General features: G+C 75.9%; 22 protein-coding genes. 12 read left to right on the plus strand and 10 right to left on the minus strand.

Translation table 11 applies throughout. The features are described from left to right. Positions 1–9: 9 nt before the first annotated feature. From JOF54_RS01455 to JOF54_RS01465, 3 genes are all read right to left on the minus strand, one after another. A complete protein-coding gene (locus tag JOF54_RS01455; RefSeq protein WP_210052342.1) occupies positions 10–627 on the minus strand; it encodes a MarR family winged helix-turn-helix transcriptional regulator in 618 nt (205 codons plus the stop codon). Positions 628–722: 95 nt separating this feature from the next. Continuing rightward, entirely contained in the window at positions 723–1,391 is a 669-nt protein-coding gene (locus JOF54_RS01460; protein ID WP_210052343.1) for a DUF4166 domain-containing protein, read from the minus strand. Further along, complete coding sequence (locus tag JOF54_RS01465) at positions 1,388–2,017, minus strand: SRPBCC family protein (RefSeq protein ID WP_210052345.1); 630 nt, start codon at positions 2,015–2,017, stop codon at positions 1,388–1,390. Before JOF54_RS01465 ends, JOF54_RS01460 begins: the two co-directional genes overlap by 4 nt. 152 nt (positions 2,018–2,169) lie before the next feature. On the opposite strand from JOF54_RS01465, the gene JOF54_RS01470 reads away from it, so the two are divergent. Both JOF54_RS01470 and JOF54_RS01475 read left to right on the plus strand, forming a co-directional pair. Continuing rightward, positions 2,170–2,730, plus strand: a complete 561-nt coding sequence (locus tag JOF54_RS01470) for a DEAD/DEAH box helicase family protein (protein ID WP_210052346.1) — start codon at positions 2,170–2,172, stop codon at positions 2,728–2,730. Further along, a complete protein-coding gene (locus JOF54_RS01475; protein ID WP_307803709.1) occupies positions 2,727–3,299 on the plus strand; it encodes a GNAT family N-acetyltransferase in 573 nt (190 codons plus the stop codon). Before JOF54_RS01470 ends, JOF54_RS01475 begins: the two co-directional genes overlap by 4 nt. Before the next feature lie 54 nt (positions 3,300–3,353). Here JOF54_RS01475 and JOF54_RS01480 read toward each other — a convergent pair whose 3' ends face one another. Both JOF54_RS01480 and JOF54_RS01485 read right to left on the minus strand, forming a co-directional pair. Then, on the minus strand, positions 3,354–3,698 hold the full coding sequence (locus tag JOF54_RS01480; protein ID WP_210052347.1) for a DoxX family protein: 345 nt from the start codon (positions 3,696–3,698) through the stop codon (positions 3,354–3,356). Between the two features lie 38 nt (positions 3,699–3,736). Further along, on the minus strand, positions 3,737–4,492 hold the full coding sequence (locus tag JOF54_RS01485) for a GAF and ANTAR domain-containing protein (RefSeq protein ID WP_210052349.1): 756 nt from the start codon (positions 4,490–4,492) through the stop codon (positions 3,737–3,739). 645 nt (positions 4,493–5,137) lie between these two features. Here JOF54_RS01485 and JOF54_RS01490 point away from each other — a divergent pair. The 8 genes from JOF54_RS01490 (at position 5,138) to JOF54_RS01525 (ending at position 13,306) form a co-directional block, all read left to right on the plus strand. Next, positions 5,138–5,854 (plus strand): GAF and ANTAR domain-containing protein, encoded by a 717-nt coding sequence (locus tag JOF54_RS01490; protein ID WP_210052351.1) that lies wholly within the window; start codon positions 5,138–5,140, stop codon positions 5,852–5,854. Positions 5,855–6,072: 218 nt separating this feature from the next. After that, on the plus strand, positions 6,073–9,750 hold the full coding sequence (locus tag JOF54_RS01495; protein WP_210052353.1) for a fibronectin type III domain-containing protein: 3,678 nt from the start codon (positions 6,073–6,075) through the stop codon (positions 9,748–9,750). A 267-nt stretch (positions 9,751–10,017) separates the two neighbouring features. Continuing rightward, a complete protein-coding gene (locus JOF54_RS01500) occupies positions 10,018–10,782 on the plus strand; it encodes a nucleotidyltransferase domain-containing protein (RefSeq protein WP_210052355.1) in 765 nt (254 codons plus the stop codon). Positions 10,783–10,855: 73 nt separating this feature from the next. Next, entirely contained in the window at positions 10,856–11,404 is a 549-nt protein-coding gene (locus tag JOF54_RS01505; protein ID WP_210052357.1) for an NUDIX domain-containing protein, read from the plus strand. Between the two features lie 77 nt (positions 11,405–11,481). Continuing rightward, positions 11,482–11,961 (plus strand): NUDIX hydrolase, encoded by a 480-nt coding sequence (locus JOF54_RS01510; protein WP_210052359.1) that lies wholly within the window; start codon positions 11,482–11,484, stop codon positions 11,959–11,961. Positions 11,962–12,018: 57 nt separating this feature from the next. Beyond that, the gene (locus tag JOF54_RS01515; RefSeq protein WP_210052361.1) at positions 12,019–12,555 is read left to right on the plus strand and encodes a GNAT family N-acetyltransferase; all 537 of its coding nucleotides are present in this window, start codon (positions 12,019–12,021) and stop codon (positions 12,553–12,555) included. Then, positions 12,552–12,986 carry a hypothetical protein gene (locus tag JOF54_RS01520; RefSeq protein ID WP_210052363.1) on the plus strand — a complete coding sequence of 145 codons (435 nt, stop codon included), beginning with the start codon at positions 12,552–12,554 and terminating at the stop codon, positions 12,984–12,986. Before JOF54_RS01515 ends, JOF54_RS01520 begins: the two co-directional genes overlap by 4 nt. Continuing rightward, complete coding sequence (locus JOF54_RS01525) at positions 12,983–13,306, plus strand: hypothetical protein (RefSeq protein WP_210052365.1); 324 nt, start codon at positions 12,983–12,985, stop codon at positions 13,304–13,306. Before JOF54_RS01520 ends, JOF54_RS01525 begins: the two co-directional genes overlap by 4 nt. Positions 13,307–13,337: 31 nt before the next feature. Here the strand turns inward: JOF54_RS01525 and JOF54_RS01530 are convergent, their stop codons facing one another. Genes JOF54_RS01530 through JOF54_RS01540 form a run of 3 tightly spaced genes read right to left on the minus strand, consistent with a single transcriptional unit; the run spans position 13,338 to position 15,619 of the window. Beyond that, on the minus strand, positions 13,338–13,805 hold the full coding sequence (locus tag JOF54_RS01530; RefSeq protein ID WP_210052367.1) for a hypothetical protein: 468 nt from the start codon (positions 13,803–13,805) through the stop codon (positions 13,338–13,340). Beyond that, on the minus strand, positions 13,795–14,691 hold the full coding sequence (locus tag JOF54_RS01535; RefSeq protein ID WP_210052369.1) for an aminoglycoside phosphotransferase family protein: 897 nt from the start codon (positions 14,689–14,691) through the stop codon (positions 13,795–13,797). Before JOF54_RS01535 ends, JOF54_RS01530 begins: the two co-directional genes overlap by 11 nt. Beyond that, entirely contained in the window at positions 14,684–15,619 is a 936-nt protein-coding gene (locus tag JOF54_RS01540) for a hypothetical protein (protein ID WP_210052371.1), read from the minus strand. The genes JOF54_RS01535 and JOF54_RS01540 overlap by 8 nt, the downstream gene beginning before the upstream one ends. 409 nt (positions 15,620–16,028) lie before the next feature. On the opposite strand from JOF54_RS01540, the gene JOF54_RS01545 reads away from it, so the two are divergent. Both JOF54_RS01545 and JOF54_RS01550 read left to right on the plus strand, forming a co-directional pair. Next, positions 16,029–16,424, plus strand: a complete 396-nt coding sequence (locus JOF54_RS01545; protein WP_210052373.1) for a hypothetical protein — start codon at positions 16,029–16,031, stop codon at positions 16,422–16,424. A 100-nt stretch (positions 16,425–16,524) separates the two neighbouring features. Then, positions 16,525–17,358, plus strand: coding sequence for a hypothetical protein (locus JOF54_RS01550; RefSeq protein ID WP_210052375.1), 834 nt, complete (start codon positions 16,525–16,527; stop codon positions 17,356–17,358). A gap of 26 nt (positions 17,359–17,384) precedes the next feature. On the opposite strand, the gene JOF54_RS01555 is transcribed toward JOF54_RS01550, so the two are convergent. Then, complete coding sequence (locus JOF54_RS01555; RefSeq protein ID WP_210052377.1) at positions 17,385–18,134, minus strand: sulfite exporter TauE/SafE family protein; 750 nt, start codon at positions 18,132–18,134, stop codon at positions 17,385–17,387. Positions 18,135–18,179: 45 nt separating this feature from the next. Then, positions 18,180–18,857: a P-loop nucleotide/nucleoside kinase family protein gene (locus JOF54_RS01560; RefSeq protein WP_210052379.1), complete on the minus strand. Its 678-nt coding sequence runs from the start codon at positions 18,855–18,857 to the stop codon at positions 18,180–18,182. Between the last annotated feature and the right edge of the window lie 149 nt (positions 18,858–19,006).

The raw sequence follows: 19,006 nt of genomic DNA on the forward strand, positions 1-19,006 counted from the left end.
GGGTGGGGCTCAGCTCTCCGGAGACGGGGTGGGACGTCGGCGCGCGGACCGGTGCGGTGCGGCCAGGGGTTGGTCGGGCTGGGGGTGGTCGGGCTGGGGTTGGTCGGGCTGGGGTTGGTCGGGCTGGGGGTGGTCGGGCTGGGCAGGGGTGTCACCGGCGCCGAGCGCCACCCGGGCCATCAGGTGACGCAGCCGGGTCCGCTCGTCGACGTCGAGGTCGCGCATCAGCAGGTCCTCGACGGCGCGGAGCGCGGTCCGGGCGCTCTCCAGCCGCGCCCTTCCGGGAGCCGTCGGCAGGACCTGGCGGACCCGCCGGTCGCGCGGGTGGGCCCGGCGCTCCACCAGCCCCTCGGCCTCGAGCGCGTCGACGAGGTAGGTCATCGCCGTCTTGTCGACACCCAGCCGCTGGGCCAGCAGGAGCTGGGACGTCGGGTCCTCGGTGGTGACGGCGACGAGGACCTGGTAGCCGCGCGGACCGCCCGGCACCTCCGCCACGGCGGGCGTCGCGGTCCGGGTGAAGGCCTGGTAGAACGCCTGCAGCGACCAGCCCAGCTCGGTCTCGATCCCGCCCGCCTCCCAGTCGATCTCCTCCGCCCGGCGGGGCGCGGGTTCGGGGTCGGCGGACACGGGCAGATCGTATCGCAGCGAGAAGGTCTGAGGTTCAGATCGTCTGTTTCCCAGACCGACAGGGCCTCCGCCCGGGCTCCCGGCGACCGCCTCCCTCAGGTCCGGCGCTCGTGCCGCCTCGGCTTGAGCTCCGCCGGGGCGTCGGTCGCCGGCACGTACTCGCAGGTGAAGGTGCCCTGGTAGCCGAACAGGAAGCCGAAGACCCGGTTGCGGACGGTGAGGTCGACGCGGAACGCCTGGAGGGCGTCGTCCCAGCTCTCCCGGAGGACCGCGGTGCCGCTGAGGAGCAGCGGGAACGTGAAGCCGACGGGCCCCTCGTAGAACCGCTGGGCGTGGGTGGTGAGGAGCAGCGACCCGTCCGGTTCGGCGCGCATCCGCAGGTCGACGGCCAGGTGCTGGTGGGTGCCGAGGTAGTCCACGACCCGTCCGGCGTCGAGCACCATCGTGGCGTCGAACCGGCTCGGCCGCGCCCGCACCGCGTACTCCCGGGCGAAGGTGATGGTCTCGCGCCCGTACGGGTCGCGGTAGGGGAAGTTGCGGATGGTGAAGGGCACGTCGGTGCCGACGTCGGGGATGAGGATGTTGCGCACCCGGCCGAGGTGCAGGAAGGGCAGCGTCCACCACGGCCCGCGCCGGATGGAGGTCATCACGCCGGTCCCCACGCACCCGTAGCCGGCCGCCAGACCCATCCCGAAGCGCCGCTGGAGCATCGGGTGCAGGCGGTCGAAGTCCTCCCCCATCGCCTCCCGGAAGATCGACGTCACGGGCGGTCCAGGGTCTCGAGGGTGGCGGGTGAGTCGCTCATCGCGGTCCCGCGGACCGGTGCGCGCCGGCAGCGCGACGCGCGCGGACGGTCCGGTCGCCAGAGCTGGAACACCGACCACCAGGGCCACGCCTCGGGTGGCACCCCGGTCTCGGCCCAGATGCGGAGCCGGTCGAAGCTCCACGCCGTCATCCACCCCAGCGCCCGGCGGATCCCGAGGGCGTCGGGCAGCCGACCCCAGCCGGGCCGGTAGTCGTAGCCCGTCAGGAACCGCACGCCCTCCGGGGTCGGCACGTAGCGCCAGTAGCCGCGGCCGTCGCCCAGCGGGGACAGCCGGTCGGTCGTGGTGAACCGCAGCGCGGAGGTGCGCGTCCCGTCCGGCCGGACCCGCTCACCGAGGGAGATGCCGGTGCCGCAGATGCGGTGGAAGGGGAGGTGCAGCTCGTAGCGGAACCGCCAGGCGCCGTCCGGCTCGGTGCCCGTCGGCACGATGGCGCTGAAGCGGAGGTCCCAGCGCGGGTGGCTCTCGGTGTCCTGGGTGAGGGACCAGACGCGGTCCAGGTCCGCCCGGACCAGGGTCTCGACGTAGAGGGGCGCCCCGCTCCGAGCCTGCCGTCGACGTCGCACCAGGCCATCATGCGGGAGCCACGGCCGTCGAGGGCTCTGACGCGCAGATCCTGTCCCCGGCGTGGGCGTTCGCCGCCGGCGCCGAGCCCCTCACCGGCCGCGTCGGCAGCAACCCGCTGGTCGGACCGCTGGCGGTCGACCATGATCATCCCGTGCACCTGATCATGCTGTTCGGCCCGTCCGCCGTGGGGAAGATGACCGTCGGCCGCGAGCTGAGCGCGATCACGGGCTACCCGCTGTTCCACAACCACATGAGCATCGAGCCGGTGCTCGACATCTTCCCGTGGGGCTCGCCGGGCTTCGTCCGGCTGACGGAGCAGCTGCGGCGCGGCGTGGTGGAGGAGGCCGTCGCAGCGGGGATGCCCGGTCTGGTCTTCACCTACGTCTGGGCGCTGGAGGACCCCGGCGACCGGGAGTACGTGGACCGGCTGACCGAACCCGTGCGGCAGGCCGGCGGACGGCTGGACTTCGTGGAGCTGTACGCCGACCAGGCCACCCGTCTGGCCCGCGAGGGCACGCCGCTGCGGCTGGAGCACAAGCGCAGCAAGCGCGACCTCGATGCCACCCGGCAGCGACTGCTCGCCGACGACGTCGCCCACCAGCTCAGCACCCGCGGGGACTTCGTCTACCCGGAGCAGCACCTCCGGGTGGACAACAGCCGGCTCTCCCCCGCGGAGGCGGCCGCCCGCATCGCGGCGGGGCTGCGGCTGTGACCGACCTGCGCTGGCCGGAGACGCCGCCCCGCTCCGGTCCGGTCCGGTTGCGGGCGTTCCGGTCGGGCGACGTCGCCATGGTGGAGGAGCTCGCCACGGACCCGTACGTCCCGCTGATCGGCTCGCTGCCCGCGCACGCGGGTCCGGTCGCCGCCCAGGACTGGATCACCCGGCAGCAGGGCCGGCTCGCCGAGGGCGCCGGCTTCAGCTTCTGCGTCGCCGGGGAGCAGGACGAGCCGCTGGGGTCCGCCGGCCTGTGGCTGCGCGACCTGGCCGCCGGCCGGTCGAGCGCGGGCTACGCGGTCCGGCCCTCGGCCCGCGGTCGCGGCGTCGCCGGGCACGCGCTCGTGGCCTTGACCGCCTTCGCGTGGACCGTGCCCGGGCTGCACCGCGTCGAGCTGTTCATCGAGCCCGCCAACGCGGCGTCGCGGCGGACCGCCGAGCGCGCCGGCTACCGCTTCGAGGGGGTGCTGCGCCAGCACCAGGAGATCGGCGGACGACGCCGGGACATGTGCTCCTACGCCGCCCTCCGCACCGACGGTCGGCCCGGGCCCGCCGGGATCGTGTGAGCTGACGAGCCGTCAGCACCTCGTCAGGTCACACGGTCCTGCCGGACGGCGAGGTCACCGGGCCAGGACCAGCACCACGACCGTGGCCACCGCGATCGCGAGCGGGCCGAGGGCGGCGGACGCCGACTGGCGCAGCCGCAGGTGGGAGACCACGGCGGCGACGAAGTAGAGGGCGGCGCCGACCGCGGCGGCCAGCCCGAGAACCGGGACGGCGAGGCCCACGAGCAGACCGGCCGCGCCGGCCAGCTCGACCACCGCCAGCACCCACAGCCGCGACGCCGGCCAGCCCACTCCCGTGATCGACTCCACCACCGCGGGCACCCGGGCCAGCTTGGCGACGGCCGAGACCGTCAGCACCGCCGCGAGGAGCACCGACATCACCACGGACGCGATCTGCACGGGCCCATCCTCGCCCAACCGGTCCGGTCGGCGTGCGGTCAGTCCTGGTTGGACCGGAAGGTGCGCCCCGGGGTGGCGGGGTGCCCGCTGGCCTCCTCCACCAGGTCCGCCGCGACGGCGCGCAGCTTGGTCTGGCTGGTCTGGCTCCGGCGCCGGAGCAGGTCGAAGGCGTCCGCCGCGCTCAGGTGGTGCCGTCCGATGAGGATGCCGATCGCCTGGTCGATGACGCTGCGCGAGCTGAGGGCCTGCTCGAGCTGGCTGATCAGGGCGGTGTCCTCGAGCTGCCGGGTGACGAACCGCAGCGAGTCCGAGGCCTGGGTGGCCAGCAGCTCGAGGCGGCCGCGGACCTCGGGGTCCTCAGCCATCGCGGTGCGGTCGAAGGCGTAGAGGTTCAGGGCCCCCGACGTCGAGCCGGTCGCGACCAGCGGCAGCGACAACGAGCTGCGCAGGCCCTCGCCGCGGGCGTGGCGGGTGTAGTCCGGCCAGCGCTCCTCGTGCTCGACGTCGTCGCAGCGGACGGCCTGCCCCGTGCTCAGGGCCTGCAGGCAGGGTCCGCTCCGCGCCTGGTACTGCGACTCGTCGAGCCGCTCCGCCCGGGCGTCGCTGGAGGCGACGGTGAGGGTGCGGCTGGCGAGGCGCATGGTGACGCCGCAGGCCAGCGGGAGCCCGGGGACCGCCTGGGCCGCCAGCCCGGCGAGGTCCTGCAGGAAGTCGTCGACGTCGCGGGTGCTGAGCAGCAGCGCCTGGATCTCGCGGAAGGGCAGCGGGGAGGGCTCGAGCGGGGGTCCTGCCATGGGTGACCGATCCTGGGGCCGCGACCGGCCCTGACGGCGGAGCTCCGTGGACGACTTCCCGGTGGGGTCGCCCGGGGATCCACGGCGCTCTGACACTACGCCCACCGGCGACCCGCCGCGCGCCGCGCGGACCCGCATCCGGGTGCGCCGCCCGGCGGGCGCGGCCGTGGGTTACGGTGCTCACGGTTGGGGAACAGCCGGCGCGCTCGTGCGTGCCCCCTCCCCGAACCCTGCGAGTGTGAGCGTGGACGCCGCGACGGCCCACCCAGCCCAGACCACCCCTCCCGGCCGACCCCGGTCGCTGCCGGCGTCGAGCCGTCCCCGGACGTCCGTGCCCGTCGCCCCCGACGGCACCGACCCCGGACCTCGGCGACACCGCCGTCCCGGGCCCCGCCCGCTGACGACGACCCTGCCTCCCCGCACCCCCAGCGCGCCGCGACCCGTCCCGGGCACGGCGCACGGTCCGCGGAGGGGCACCTGCTGCGCCCCCGCGGGCCGCGCCACAGCCGCTGCCCGCCCGGGGACCGTTCCCCGGGGGAAACTCCGCGCCAGCGGGCGCTGCTGTGACACCGTCGTCGTCGGGGCGGTCCCCCGCCGTCCCGACGACGACGGCCCCCTCCCGGTCACCACCGCGGACCCGGGCCGGTGAGCCTGCGCCGCGCGTACCAGAGCGCGGTGGTGGAGGCGGCGACGCAGCACCACGAGCCCGCCGCCGCCCTGCCGCTGATCCTGGTCCAGGCCTGCCTGTCCGTGCTCCCGGTGGCCGGGGCGGGCATCAGCATCACCGCCGAGCTCCGGCTCCCGCTGGCCGCCACCTCGGTGGCCGTCGCCGAGGCCGAGCGGCTGCAGACGACGCTGGGGGAGGGTCCGTGCCTGGACGCCGTCACCTCCGGCCGGCCGGTCGCCGTCGCGCTGGAGGCGATGGCCGACCGGTGGCCCGTGTACGCGGCCGAGCTGCTCGCCGCGACGCCGTTCCGCTCGGTCGCCTCCCTGCCGCTGGAGCTGGACGGCACGAGGCTCGGCGCCGTCGACCTCTACTCCCTGGACCCGGACGCCCCCTTCGGGGACCTCACCGAGGTCATCGACGCGGTCATCGACCCCATGGGTGCGGTGCTGGTGGGCGAGGCCGAGTGGGTGCCGCAGCTGCTGCAGGGCTTCGGCGAGCCGACGCAGGCCGCCGCCCGCCGGCTCGACGTCTGGACCGCCGTCGGGATGGTCGTCCACTCCCTGGCGCTGACGGCCGACGACGCGCTGGCCGTCCTGCGGGGGTACGCCTTCAGCCGCACGCTGAGCCTCGAGACGGTGGCCGAGCGCCTGATCGAGCGACGACTCGAGCCCGAGGCGCTCGCCGACGCCTCCTGAGCGGCTCGTCCTGACGATCCGGTATCGCGGAACGGGCGACGAGGCTGACCCCGTCCGCCTCTTCTCCGCGCGCTGACGCCACGAGGGCACTACGCTGACGCCCGGCTCAGGGCCCACGGGGTCGCCGACCTCCCGCCCGCCGTCCGCTCGGGGGACCACGCCAGCCGACCAGCGCTCGCTCGGCACCGTCCACTCGGGGACGAAGGAGCACCACCCGCATGACCCCACCCCCCTCCCTGGGGCGGTTCCGCAGGACCTGCTCGGCCACCGTGGCCCTGGTCCTCGCCGCCCTCACCCTGCTGGTCACCGCCCCCGGTGCCAGCGCGGCCCCCGGCCTGGCCGTCACCTCCACCAGCACCACCGTCGCCCTCACGGGCGCGAGGACCCCGCTCACCGGGGTCGGCGTCACCGGCCTCGACGACACCACCGACATCCAGGTCACCGTCTCCACCGACCGCGGCACCCTGGCCATCACGACCACCACCGGGCTCACGCTCGCCTTCGGCAACTCCTGGTCGGGTGGCTCCGCCATCACCTTCACCGGTCTGCAGCCCGACCTCAACGCGGGGCTGGCCAGCCTGGTCCTGAGCCCCGGGACGACCTCCGGCGTCGTCGCCACCGTCGACGTGGCCGCGCAGATCTCGACGCCGGGCTACGTCTACGCCGCGCCCAACCAGCACTTCTACGAGTACGTGCCGGCAGCGGGGATCAGCGCCACCACCGCCCGCAGCGCGGCCCGGGCCCGCACGTTCCAGGGCCAGACGGGCTACCTCGCCACGATGCCCAGCCAGGCGCTGAACGACCTGGTCTCCAGCCGCATCCAGGGGGCGACCAACGTCTGGTTCGGTGCCTTCGCGACCACCAACCCGACGCAGAACCCCGCCCGCACGTGGGCCTGGGGCGACGGTCCGCTCGCCGGCCAGGTCGTCTCGTCCTGCACCAACGCGACGGGTCCCTGCAGCTTCACCACGCCGAACAGCTACAGCAGCTGGGGGACGGGCGAGCCCAACAACTCCGGGAGCGGTGAGTACGCCGCCGTCACCAACTGGGGCGGCACCATCGGGCGGTGGAACGACCTCGCCCCCGTCTCCGGCGCGATCGCGGGCTACATCGTCGAGTACGGCGACCTGGCCGTCGGTTCGACCACCGCCGGCGTCGTCGCCCGCGCCAGCGCGCGGGTCTCGGTCGAGTCCGTGCCGGGCGCCCCGACCGGCGTCGTCGCCACCCGCGGCGACGGCACGGCGACGGTGACCTTCACCGCACCGGCCAGCACCGGCGGCTCCCCCGTCCTGGACTACGTCGTCACCACGAGCCCGGGCGGCGCCACGACGACCTGCACCGCCAGCCCCTGCGAGGTCAGCGGCCTCACCAACGGCACCGCCACCACCTTCACGGTCCAGGCGCGCAACGTGCACGGCACCGGTCCGGCCTCGGTCCGCACCGCGCCGGTCACCCCGGCCACCACGCCGGGCAGCCCGACCGACCTCAGCGTCGAGAGCGGCGCCGGGTCCGCCACCGTCCGCTTCACGGCGCCGGCCGACGACGGCGGCACCCCCGTGACCGGGTACCGGATCACCGTCGAGCCCTCCGGCGCGGTGGTCACCTGTGCGGCCTCGCCCTGCGTGGTGCCCGGGCTGACGAACGGCGAGGAGTACGCCTTCAGCGTCCAGGCCGTCAACGCGGTCGGCTCGTCGGCACCGGTCGGCGCCGGCGAGGTCACCCCGCTCGCGGCCCCGTCCGCTCCCACCGGGGTCTCCGCGAGCCGCGGCGCCGGGTCGGCCACCGTCACCTTCACCGCCCCCGCCGACGACGGCGGCAGCCCGGTCACCGAGTACCGGGTCACCGTGTCCCCGGACGGGCCCGTCGTCACCTGCCCGGCCAGCCCGTGCGTCGTCGACGGCCTCGAGAACGGCACCGCGTACACCGTCACGGTGGCCGCGCTCAACGAGGTCGGCCTCTCGGCGGAGTCCGCGTCGGCCGGTCCGGTCGTCCCGGCCACCGTCCCCGCCGGACCGCTGGCCCTCGGGGTCGAGCGCGGGGACTCCTCGGCCGCGCTGAGCTTCGACGTCCCGGACGACGGCGGCTCCGCCATCACCTCCTACGAGGTCAGCCTCGACGGCGGCGAGACCTGGGTGGACCTCGAGACCACCGGCACCGGACCGGTCGAGGCGAGCCTCACCGGGCTGACCAACGGCCGCGACTACGACCTGCGGGTGCGCGCCGTCAACGAGGTGGGGCCGGGCGCCAGCAGCCCGTCCTCCGCCGTCACCCCGGCCCGGGCGCCCGAGGCCCCGACCGGCGTGGCCGCCACCCGCGGGGACCGCGCGGCGACCGTCTCCTGGACGGCACCGGCGGCCAACGGCTCCGCGATCACCGGCTACACCGTCGTGGTGGCCCCGGGCGGACGCACCGTCGTGTGCGCGAGCAGCCCCTGCGTCGTCGAGGGGCTGGACAACGGCTCCAGCTACACCTTCACCGTGGTCGCCACCAACGACGTCGGCGACTCCGACCCCTCGGCTGCCTCCGACGCCGTCACCCCGGCCGCCGTGCCGGGCCGTCCGGTCCTGCGGTCGGTGAGCTCGACCGCCGGCGCCCTCGTGCTCCAGCTCGGACCGCCGGCCGCCAACGGCGCCGATGTCGTCGGCTACCAGGTGTCCCTCGACGGCGGGCGGACGTGGGGTCCCCTCACCACCGCTCCGGTCGGCGACGACCTCACGGCCACCGTGACCGGCCTGACCAACGGGACCCGCTACCCCGTCGCGGTCCGCGCCGTGAACGCGGTGGGCAACGGTCCGCGGTCCGAGGTCGTCGAGGCGACCCCGGCCACCACCCCGGGCGCCGTCCGCTCGCTGGCCGTCACCGTCGCGGGCGGGGAGCCGACCGTCAGCTGGCGGGCTCCGGCGTCGGACGGCGGTTCCCCGATCACGGGTTACGTCGTCACCAGCGCCCCGGGCGGCCAGACGTGCACCACCCGCACGACGCGGTGCACCTTCGACGACCTGCCCACGGGCGTCGAGTACCGCTTCAGCGTCGTGGCCGTGAACCTCGACGCCACCCGGGCGGGCACCGGCACCGGCCCGGTCCGCACCAGCGCAGCCGTCGAGGTGACCGCGGCGCCCAGCGCTCCGCGGGCCCTCGCGGTGACGGCGGGCGACCGCAGCCTGTCGCTGACCTTCAGGGCCCCGGCCGACGACGGCGGGACCCCGGTCACCGGCTACCAGCTGAGCCTGGACGGCGGGAAGACCTGGACCACGGCCAGGACCACCGGCCGGGAGCCGCTGCGCGTCACGGTGGCCCCGGTCCTCAACGGGAAGGCGTTCAGCGTCCGGGTCCGGGCCCGCAACGCCGCCGGTACCGGTCCGGCCACCGCCGCGGTGAAGGCCGCCACGGCCCAGTGGTTCAAGGACCCGGTGACGAAGGCGGCGCGCAAGAAGCAGGTCGCGGTGCCGAAGAAGCCGGCGTCCTACCGCGGCCCGCTGCGGGTGACGCGGGCGAGCGCCCGCTCGGGCTACGACCGGGTGGCCGTGCCCGGCACCAGCCTGGACGGGCGTCAGCTGCAGCCCGGTCAGGCCGTCGAGCTGCTCAACCTCTTCAGCTTCGACGGCACGAAGATCAGCGCCTCCGGGCGCGCGCAGGTGAAGTCGGTCGCGACCAGCCTCACCTACGTCAAGGCGGTCACCTGCGAGGGCTACGCCGACTACGGCGGCGTCGTCTCGCGGGAGAAGAAGCTGTCGGCCCAGCGCGCGGCGGCCGTCTGCGACCTGCTGGGGCAGTACGCCCGCCAGGTCTCCTCCCGCCAGGAGAAGGCCTACGGCAGCAGCCGGCCGGTGGTCGTCGGCGGCCAGCCCGCGGACCGCTCGGCCAACCGCCGGGTGGTGGTGGTCATCCGGAAGTAGGCGGAGCTGGACGAGGGGCGCCGGGTCTGACGACCCGGCGCCCCTCGCGTCGTCCGGAGCAGACCGGCTCCCGCGCCCCGTCGCTGCTGCCGCGCCCCGTTCCTACTCCCGCGCCCCGATCCGACTCCCACGCCCGGTGCACGGGGCGCGGCCGTCCCGACGGGGCGCGGCGTGCGAGGAGGGGCGCGGGACGACCAGCGCCCGCGGGTGCGGGAGGGCTCCGGAAACCCTCTGGCCCCGTCGGTCGGCAGGGGCGAGGCTGCCCGCATGGACCAGCGCGAGCTCCGCCGCCAGTACACCGACCTGCTCGACCGGCTGCGAGCCGACGACTGGGTGCTGGGGGTGGTGCTGTCCGGCTCGCAGGCCCGCGCGGGCACGGCCACGGAACGCTCCGACTACGACGTCCTGGTCGTGGCCCGCGACGAGCACGTCGACGAGCTGGCCGCCGAGCGGCGCCGGACCCCTGAGCTCGACCTGGCTGTCACCGGGCTGACGGCCTTCCGCCGGCACGCGCTGCCCGGCAGCGAATACGTCTGGGACCGCTACTCCTACGCCTACGCCCAGGTGGTCCTCGACCGCGACGGACAGGTCGGCCCGCTGGTGGCGGAGAAGGCCGCGCTGGGTGAGGCGGAGGCCGCGACGCTGGCACCGCGCCTCCTGGACCAGTTCCTCAACTCGGTCTACCGCGCCCTCAAGAACGACCGCGACGGACGCGGTCTGGCCGCCCGGCTGGACGCCGCCGAGGCGGTCCGGCCGATGATCGGCTACGTCTTCGCGCTGGCCCGCCGGGTCGAGCCGTACAACAAGTACCTGGAGTGGGAGCTGGAGCGGTTCCCGCTGCCCGTGCCCGGCTGGGACCTCGCCAGCACCCGCCGCGTGGTCGGCTCCCTGCTCCGGCCGGTGGACGTCTCCGTCGGGGTGCGGCAGGCCTTCGCCGCGGTCGAGCCGACGGCCCGCGAGCACGGGCACGGCGACGTGGTCGACGGCTGGGGAGCCGACGTGGAGCTGATGCGCGGGACCCCGGAGTCCTGAGGTCCGGTGCTGCGCGCGTTCGACTGTGCGGCGATCGCTGCTCTGAGCCTCGGTCGGCTGCGATGCTCGCACAGTGGACAGCGTCGACCTGGAGGCCCGCTACCCGCGCCTCGTCCGCCCGCACCGGCACAGCTGGGCGGGCGAGTCGCGCGACCACCGCTTGGCGCTGACGCTGGACCTGCCGCCCGACGACCTGGTCGTCAACGTGCGGCTCCTCGCCACCACCGGGTCCCGCCTCGTCGTGTGCCAGACGGTCGAGGGCTGGCGGACGCTCCCCGGCGGCAGCCGCGAGCGCGGGGAGGACGTCGAGACGACGGCGCGTCGTGAGCTCGTCGAGGAGGCCGGCTGCGTCCCCACCGGGCCCGTCACCTGGTTCGCCAGCTTCACGGTGACCAGCACGGACGCGCCGTGGCGCGACTGGCACCCCTTCCCCGTGACGGCGTGGCTGGTCGGGGCGGTCGAGGTGGAGCGGGTGGGCGAGCCGACGAACCCGCCCGACGGCGAGGTCGTGGTCGCCGTGCACGCCCTCCCGCCGGCCGAGGCCAGAACCTATCTCGCCGGCTTCGACAACGGCGGGCAGGCTGACCTCGTCGCCCTCGCCGCCGACCTGGGGCTCCTCTGACGACCGGACACGGTCCGCACCGACCTGGTGGGCGACGACCCGGGCGCGGGGACGGGCGGCGGACCTAGCCTGCGTCCATGGCCGTCCCCGAGTTCGTCCTCGCCCTCCGCCGCCACGTCGGCCACGCCCCGCTGTGGCTCCCCGGCGTGACAGCTGTCGTCCGCCGTCCCTGCGACCGGGGCACCGAGGTGCTCCTGGTCCGACGCTCGGACAACGGTCGGTGGGCTCCGGTCACCGGGATCGTCGACCCGGGTGAGCAGCCGGCGGCCGCTGCGGCCCGCGAGACGCTGGAGGAGACGGGCGTGCGCATCCGCGTCGACCGCCTCGCCTCGGTCGCGGCGCACCCGCTCATGGCCCACCCCAACGGCGACCTGGCCCACTACCTCGACCACACCTTCGCCTGCACCTGGCTCGAGGGCGAGCCGTACGCCGCGGACGAGGAGTCGACGGAGGCGGTCTGGTGGTCCGTCAACGACCTGCCGCCGATGGAGCCCGCGCACCGCGAGCGCATCGACGTGGTCCTGGTGGACGACCCGACCACGCGCTTCGTGCTCTGAGCCACGGGACGGCCCCGCCCCGTCCGGGATCGAGACGGCAGGGAGTTCAATGGCACCGTGCCGCCCGAGGTCCTGCTCCGCCCCGTCGTGCTCGCCGACTGGCCGGCCATCCACCACTGGGCCGCGGACGAGCAGGCCTGCCGGTTCCAGGCCTGGGGGCCGAACACCCCGGAGCAGACGCGGACGTTCACCTCGGCCGCCGTCGCCGCCTGGAGCCGGGTCCCGCAGGACCGCCACGTCTGGGTGGCCGAGCTGGGGCGGCAGGTGGTGGGACTCGGCGAGCTCACCATCCGCAGCCGGCGCGACCAGCACGGGGAGATCGCCTACGCGGTGGACGTCGACCACTGGCGGCGCGGCATCGCGACGGCGGTCGCCGTCGAGCTGCTGCGACGGGCCTTCGTCGAGCACGGCCTGCACCGGGTGAGCGCCACGTGCGACCCCCGCAACACGGCGTCCGCCCGCGTGCTGCAGAAGATCGGCATGACCTACGAGGGCCGTCTCCGCGACACGATCCGGCTCCGGGACGGCTGGCGCGACTCCGAGGTCCGCAGCGTCCTCGCGTCGGAGTGGGCGGTCTCGCCCCACGCCCCGTGACCGCGCCGGGACCTCGGCCGGGCCTGACGGTCGAGCCCTTCCACCTCCGTCCGCGACCGGCCGAGCAGCTCGCGGCCTTGTTCGCCGGCGGCTGGCCGGCGTTCATCGAGGCCGACGCCGAGGCCGCGCGCCACCTGCCGGCCATCCGCGCCACCTTCGGCCACCTCGAGGTCGCGCTGCTGCAGGACGACGTCCTCGTCGCCGCCGGCTGGGGCGTGCCGCTGGCCTGGGACGGGACCGTCACGACCTCCCGGGCGGCTACAGCGACGCCCTGGCCCGCGCCGTCCGCGACCACGAGGCCGCCGCCGTCCCCGACACCTTCGTCCTCTGCGCAGCGCAGGTCCGGCCCGACGCCGGCCGCACCGGTCTCGCCGCGGCCCTGGTCGACGGCCTGCGCGAGACGGCGGAGGCGGCCGGGCTCGCCCGGGTGATCGCTCCCCTGCGCCCCACGGCCAAGCACCGCTACCCGCTCACGCCGGTCGAGGACTACGCGCGCTGGACGCGCGACGACGGCAGCGCCTTCGACCCGTGGCTGCGGACCCACCTGCGGATGGGCGGCCGGCTGCTGGGCACCAGCCCCGCCTCCCAGACCTTCACCGGCACGGTCGACCAGTGGCGGGACTGGAGCGGGCTCGAGCTGCCGGGTGACGGGGCCTACGTCGTCCCCGACGCGCTGGCCCCGCTGCACGTCGACCGGGCGGTCGACCGCGGGACCTGCGTCGAGCCGGCGATCTGGGTCCGGCACCGCTGACGCCCGTCGGCTCGAGGTCGGCCGGCGGGGGTCAGCGCCGCCGTCGCCGGTAGCCCAGCGCGGGTCCGGCCGCAGCCGCGACGAGGGCGGCGACCACGGCGCAGACGACGGCGAACCAGCCGATCCCGCGCACGAGGACCTGAGCGAGCACCAGGACGGCCAGGGCCGCCGTCACGCCGGAACCGGCCCGGGCGAGACGCGGCCGGGGCCGTCCGCCGTCGGCGAGCAGCATCCAGACCAGGCTGGTCGGCGTCGCGACGACGGCGCCCACCACCGCTCCGGCCGCCGCGGCGACGAGCGCGTCGAACGCCCAGGTGGTGGAGGACCGCGTGGTCAGCGCGTCGAGAGCGACCGTCAGGGCACCGAGGACGGCTCCGCCGAGCGCGCCGGCCAGCACCGCCAGCCCGAGGACCAGGACGCCGTGCCGCAGCACCCGCCCCTCCGTGGCCCCGGGTGCGGCCGGCACCGCGTCCCCCGCGCCCGGCCTGTCAGCGCTCATCGTGGCCCCGCAGCTGCTCCAGCAGGTGGGCGCCGACGCCGTGGGCGACGGTCCCGGGCTCGGCGTCGAGCATGAACAGCAGTCCGAGGGCCACCGCCCAGCCCAGCGCCCGGTCCCACACCGGGTCGTCGAGCGGGTGCCGGGCCGCGGCAGCGGCGCGGAAGGTGGCCCGGTCGTGGGCGTCGAAGGCCAGCCAGCCGACGGCCAGGTCGGTGGCCGGGTCGCCGCAGCAGAGGTCGCCCCAGTCGATCACCGCCCGCAGGCCGGGTTCGGGTCCGACGTCGGCCAGCACGTTGAGCGGGTGCAGGTCGCCGTGCAGCCACCGCGGAGGGCCGGCGTGCGCAGGCGTGTCCCGGCACCGGAGCCAGGCGGCGCGGAGCGTCTCGGCGTCGGCGGACGGGACCTGCCGCAGGCGGTCCTCGACGGTGGCGTCGACGACGGCGAGGGGGATGCCGCGCCACGGGCTCGCCGGGGCGTCGGCCGGGGCGGGGACGTGCAGCGCCGCCACGAACGCACCCAGCCCGGCGGCCACCCCACCGCGCTCGCCGACCGGGACCTCCGCCAACGGGCGGCCCTCGAACCACGGGCAGACCAGCCAGGTCCACGGGTAGCCGTGCCCCGGGCCGCCGACGGCCACCGCCGTCGGGACCTCGACCGGCAGCAGGGGCGCGAGCCGGGGCAGCCACCGGGCCTCGTGCTGCACCAGCGGGGCGGACAGGGCGCGCCGCGGGACCCGGACGCACAGGTCGGCGCCGACGCGGGCGATGACGTTGTCCCACCCGTGGGCGACGACCCGCACCTCGCCCGCCAGCGCGGGCAGCTGCTCGTGCAGCAGCGCCTCGACCAGGGCGGCGTCGACGGCCACCTCGGCCGGCGGGTTACGCACCGTCTCCTCCGCCGCGACGACGGAGCACGGGGCCGACGACCAGGCCGACGACGGCGACCAGCACCGCGACCGCGATGGGCGGCAGCGCGAGAGCCGGTGTGGTGAGCGCCGCGCGGAACACCTCGGCAGCGTAGGCCACCAGCTCGGCGGGGTCGCGGGCCAGCGCCCGGCTGCCGCCGGCGTTGACCAGGCCGGTGGTGAGCGCGGGGACGACCCAGACCAGCAGGAGGCCGACGACGGCGGCCGCGACCCGGCCCGGCGTCCGCAGCCCGGCCCACGCTACCGCGAGCCCGACCAGCACGGGTGGCACCCACCGCAGCGCCGTGAGCAGGGCGAGCACGCCGGGCGAGGGGTACCCGGAGCCGGACGGGACGACGAGCCCGCTGAGCCACGGGCCGAGGGCGAGGGCCCCGACGCACAGCCCGACGACGGCGCCGCCGGGCGGGGCGGTCGCGACCAGGGCCAGGGCGACGGCACCCACCAGCACCGACAGCCCGGCGACCCCGACCAGGGCGAGGAGGTACAACGTCGCGGCGAGGCGCTCGGTGAGGCCGGCGTGCACGACCGCGGTGGTCTGGACCACGGCGACCAGCTGGACGAGCAGGAGCCCGGCCGCCACGGCGAGCACCCCGCCGCGCGGCAGCCGTTCGCGGAGCACCCGGGCGGCGAGCCCGGCGAGGACGGAGCCGGTGACGAGGACGCCGATCAGCAGGACCAGGAGGTACTGGTTGAACGGCAGCAGCACGCGCGGCATGTCCTCGGGCCGGGTCTCGACGGCCCACAGGTTCTGCAGCGGCAGCCGCAGCCCGGTCACCAGCCAGGGCAGCAGGCCGACCCCGGCCGCCGCGATCCCGACGAGCACGCCGAGCCACGCCGGCAGCGGTCGCGGCCGGGGCGGGGGGTCGGCGGTGGGGGTGGTCGCAGTCATCAGCAGGACGATCCGATCGGAGGTGGGGGCGGTCGGGGGACGGCAACCGTCCCGGACGGGACATGTCGGCCATGAGCAGCAGCGGTGGTCCCATGCTCGCTGACCCCGGACGCGGACCGGGTGCACGACGGCGCAGGTTCCACCCGGGGACGGACGCCCCTCATGCTGCGGCACGACGCGCGCCACCCCGCCTCGTCCCCAGGCTGGTCCCATGACGAACCTCAGCGCCGCAGGACCCCAGGACCACCCCCCGCAGCCCGGGACCGAGAGCCGGGACGCCGCGACGGCTCCCGCCGGCGAGCTGCTGACCGCAGGACCGCGGCCGGGCCACCCGTCGGGGCGACCCGGAGGAGCGCGACGGCCGTCACCCGGGAACCCCTCGGCCCGGTGGTTGCTGGCCTTCCCCGCCGTGAGCGCCCTCGTGACGCTGGCGGTGCTGGCCTTCTCGGCCGGGCTGTTCGACCCGGCGACGTGGGCGCCGCCCTGGTCGCGGCCCGGGGGCGTCGGCGAGGACGCCGTCTTCGAGCTCGTCCTCGTCGGCTACAACCTGCTCCCGCCCCTGGCCCTGGCGGCCCTGGTCCGGGTGGCCGCCCGGCGGGCGCCGCGCGGGCTCTCGGTCGTCGTGGTGGCCTGCGTGGTGCAGACGGGGCTGATCGTCGTGTCGCTGGTCTCCATGCTGCGGGACGAGAGCTCGACCGCGGTCCTGCTCCTGCTGTTCCTGCCGGTGTACATGCTCGTGCTGCTGCTCCCCTTCGTCGGGCTGACCGCGCTCGTCCACCGGCTGCGGAGCCGTCCGCGACGCTGACGTCCTGAGCGCCGTCGGGTCCGTGCTCGACCCGGACCGGGTACGTGGTCGAGACTGCACCGGTGTGTGCTCTCCTCCTCGTCCGCGAGCAGTCGTGACCGTGACGACCGTGCTGGGGATCGAGGTGCCGCCCGCTCTCGTCGAGCGCTGGCGCGACTGGTTCGCCCCGGCCCTGCAGCCGTTCCCGACGCGGTTCCTCGGCGGCGGGGGCGCGGGGATCGGGCGCTCGACCGAGCCGGCGCTCAGTGTGCGGGACACGTTCCACGTCTACGACGACCCGAGCTGGACCTGGCTGGAGCAACCCGAGTTCGAGGCCCTCGACCGGACGACGCGCCGCGCGCTCCTGCGCGGGAGACCCGCGACCGGGCGCGTCAGCGACCTGCCCGCGCCCGCTCGTGCCCTCGCCGAGGACCATGCGGTGGACTCGCGCATCGTGTGGTGGCCGGGGCTGCTGCGCCGGGTCGGCGACCGGCCGTTGCTGGACTACGTCGAGCACGGGCTGCCGGCCAGCCGACACGGGGAGGTGCCTCCGGCGGTCTGGGAGCAGGCCCGCGTCCTCCTCCCAGGAGCGGAGGGCCGCGCCGGGACCTTCCCGGCCGCGTCCGGGCCCAACTGCTTCGGCGCCGTGCTGGCGGCGGTGCAGGACGGCTCCACCGCCGACCGGAGCCAGCGCGAGCCGATCGACCTCTGGCTCTCCACGCGGACCCGGCCGGTGCGCGGCACCGGTCACGACCACCAACCCGGCGTCGTCCTCGTCTGGCGGAACCGGGAGGGGCAGGCGGAGCACGCCGCGGTCACCCTCGGCGGCGGCTACGCGTTCAGCAAGCCGTCGCAGGGGTGGTTCAGCCCCTTCATCGTCTGGTCGGTGCGGGAGACCATCGCCGCCTCCCGCTTCCAAGGCGGCATGCTGAGCAGGCACGCGGTCGTGGCCTGAGCCGTCGCCGGCTCCACCCGACGAGGTCAGCCCGGGACCACCCACAGGTAGACGGCCAGGGCCACCCCGCACCCGGCGGCGACCCCGCGGACCAGGCCGTGCGGCAGGTGCCGGACCACCACCGGGCCGAGCGCGCTGCCGACCAGCAGCCCGGCGGCGAGCGGGAGGACGGCGGACCAGCGCACCGGCTCCCCCACCACCAGGACGACGGCGGCGACGACGGAGATGACGCCCAGCAGCAGGTTCTTCAGCGCGTTGGCCCGGAGCACGGCCTCCTCGACCAGGACCAGCACCGCAGCGAGGAGCATCACCCCGGAGCCGGCGCCGAAGTAGCCGCCGTACACGGCGACGACGCCGACCACGGCGGGCGGCACCCAGCGCGGGACCGCTCCGCGCCGGACCCGGCGCACCAGCAGCGGCTGCAGCAGCACGGCCACCGCACCGCTCAGGACGAGGAACGGCACGACGGCCTCGAAGACTCCCGGCGGGGTGACCACGAGCAGGGTCGCCCCGCTCAGCGCACCCGCCGCCGTCGGGAGCAGGAGCCGGGCCAGGGTGCCCCGGCTGCCGGCCAGCTCCCGGCGCGAGCTGACCGCCGAGCCCGGCCCGATCGCCACCCCGGCCAGCAGGTTGACGACGTTCGCCGCCAGCGGCGGGACCCCGACGGCGAGCAGCGCCGGGTAGGACACCAGCGAGGAGACCCCGCCCCCGGCGCCGACGACACCGGCCGCGACGCCCGCCAGCACCAGCAGCACCGCCGACTCCGCTGCGCCCACCGCGCCAGCCTCACACGGGCCGTGCGGCGCGGCGGGCGCCGGAGCTCAGGCGCCGGTCGTCGGCGCGGCTCCCGAGGGGGGCGCGAAGCCACGGGACGTCAGCTCGTCGAGGACGCGCCGGGCGTTGTCGGCCGGGCTCGTCGTCGTGCTGTCCAGGTGCAGGACCTCCTCGGCCGGGGGCTGGAACAACTGCGTGCTGAGCCGGTGGCCGCGGTAGCCCTCGGGGTCGGACCCCTTGCGGAGGGCGACCCGGTCGGGGTTGTCGATCCGGCTGACCTGGACGTCGACGTCGCAGGTCAGCAGCACGGCCAGGAACAGCGACCCGCGGCGGTGGGCGAGCGCGCGGAGCTGCGCGTACTCCTCGACGGCGGCCGGCTCGTCCTCGAGCACGTTGGTGAAGACGTAGCTGGTGGACAGCGGGGCGAGGTCCTCGATGACGCCGAGGACGGCGTCCCGGATCGGTCGGACGCGGTCCCAGATCCCCCGGGGCAGCGGGGCGACGCCGTCCCAGCGGAACAGCTCGAGGACGGGCCGGTTGATGAGCTGGTTGTCCACCAGGACGCCGTCGAGCAGCGCCGTGAGGTGCGAGCCGATGGTGCGCTTGCCCATGCCGGGGTAGCCGAGCATCAGCACGACGCAGGTCGGGGACGGCGTCGGACTGGTGGTGGGAGTCGGGCTGGTGGTGGGAGTGGGGCTGGGGGTGGTGGTCTGCTGCTGGTTCACGGGTGGCTCCGGTTCACGACGACGGGGCCGGCGCCCGGACGGGGCCGGCGGGGGCGCGGGAGCGGCGGGCGTGGGCGCGCCGCTCAGCGGCGGCGGGTGCGCTCAGCGGCCGGGCAGCAGGTCATGCCCGCACTCTAGCCAGGCCGCCC

It is taken from the genome of Microlunatus capsulatus (assembly GCF_017876495.1).
In the GTDB taxonomy this organism is placed as follows: Bacteria; Actinomycetota; Actinomycetes; order Propionibacteriales; family Propionibacteriaceae; genus Microlunatus; species Microlunatus capsulatus.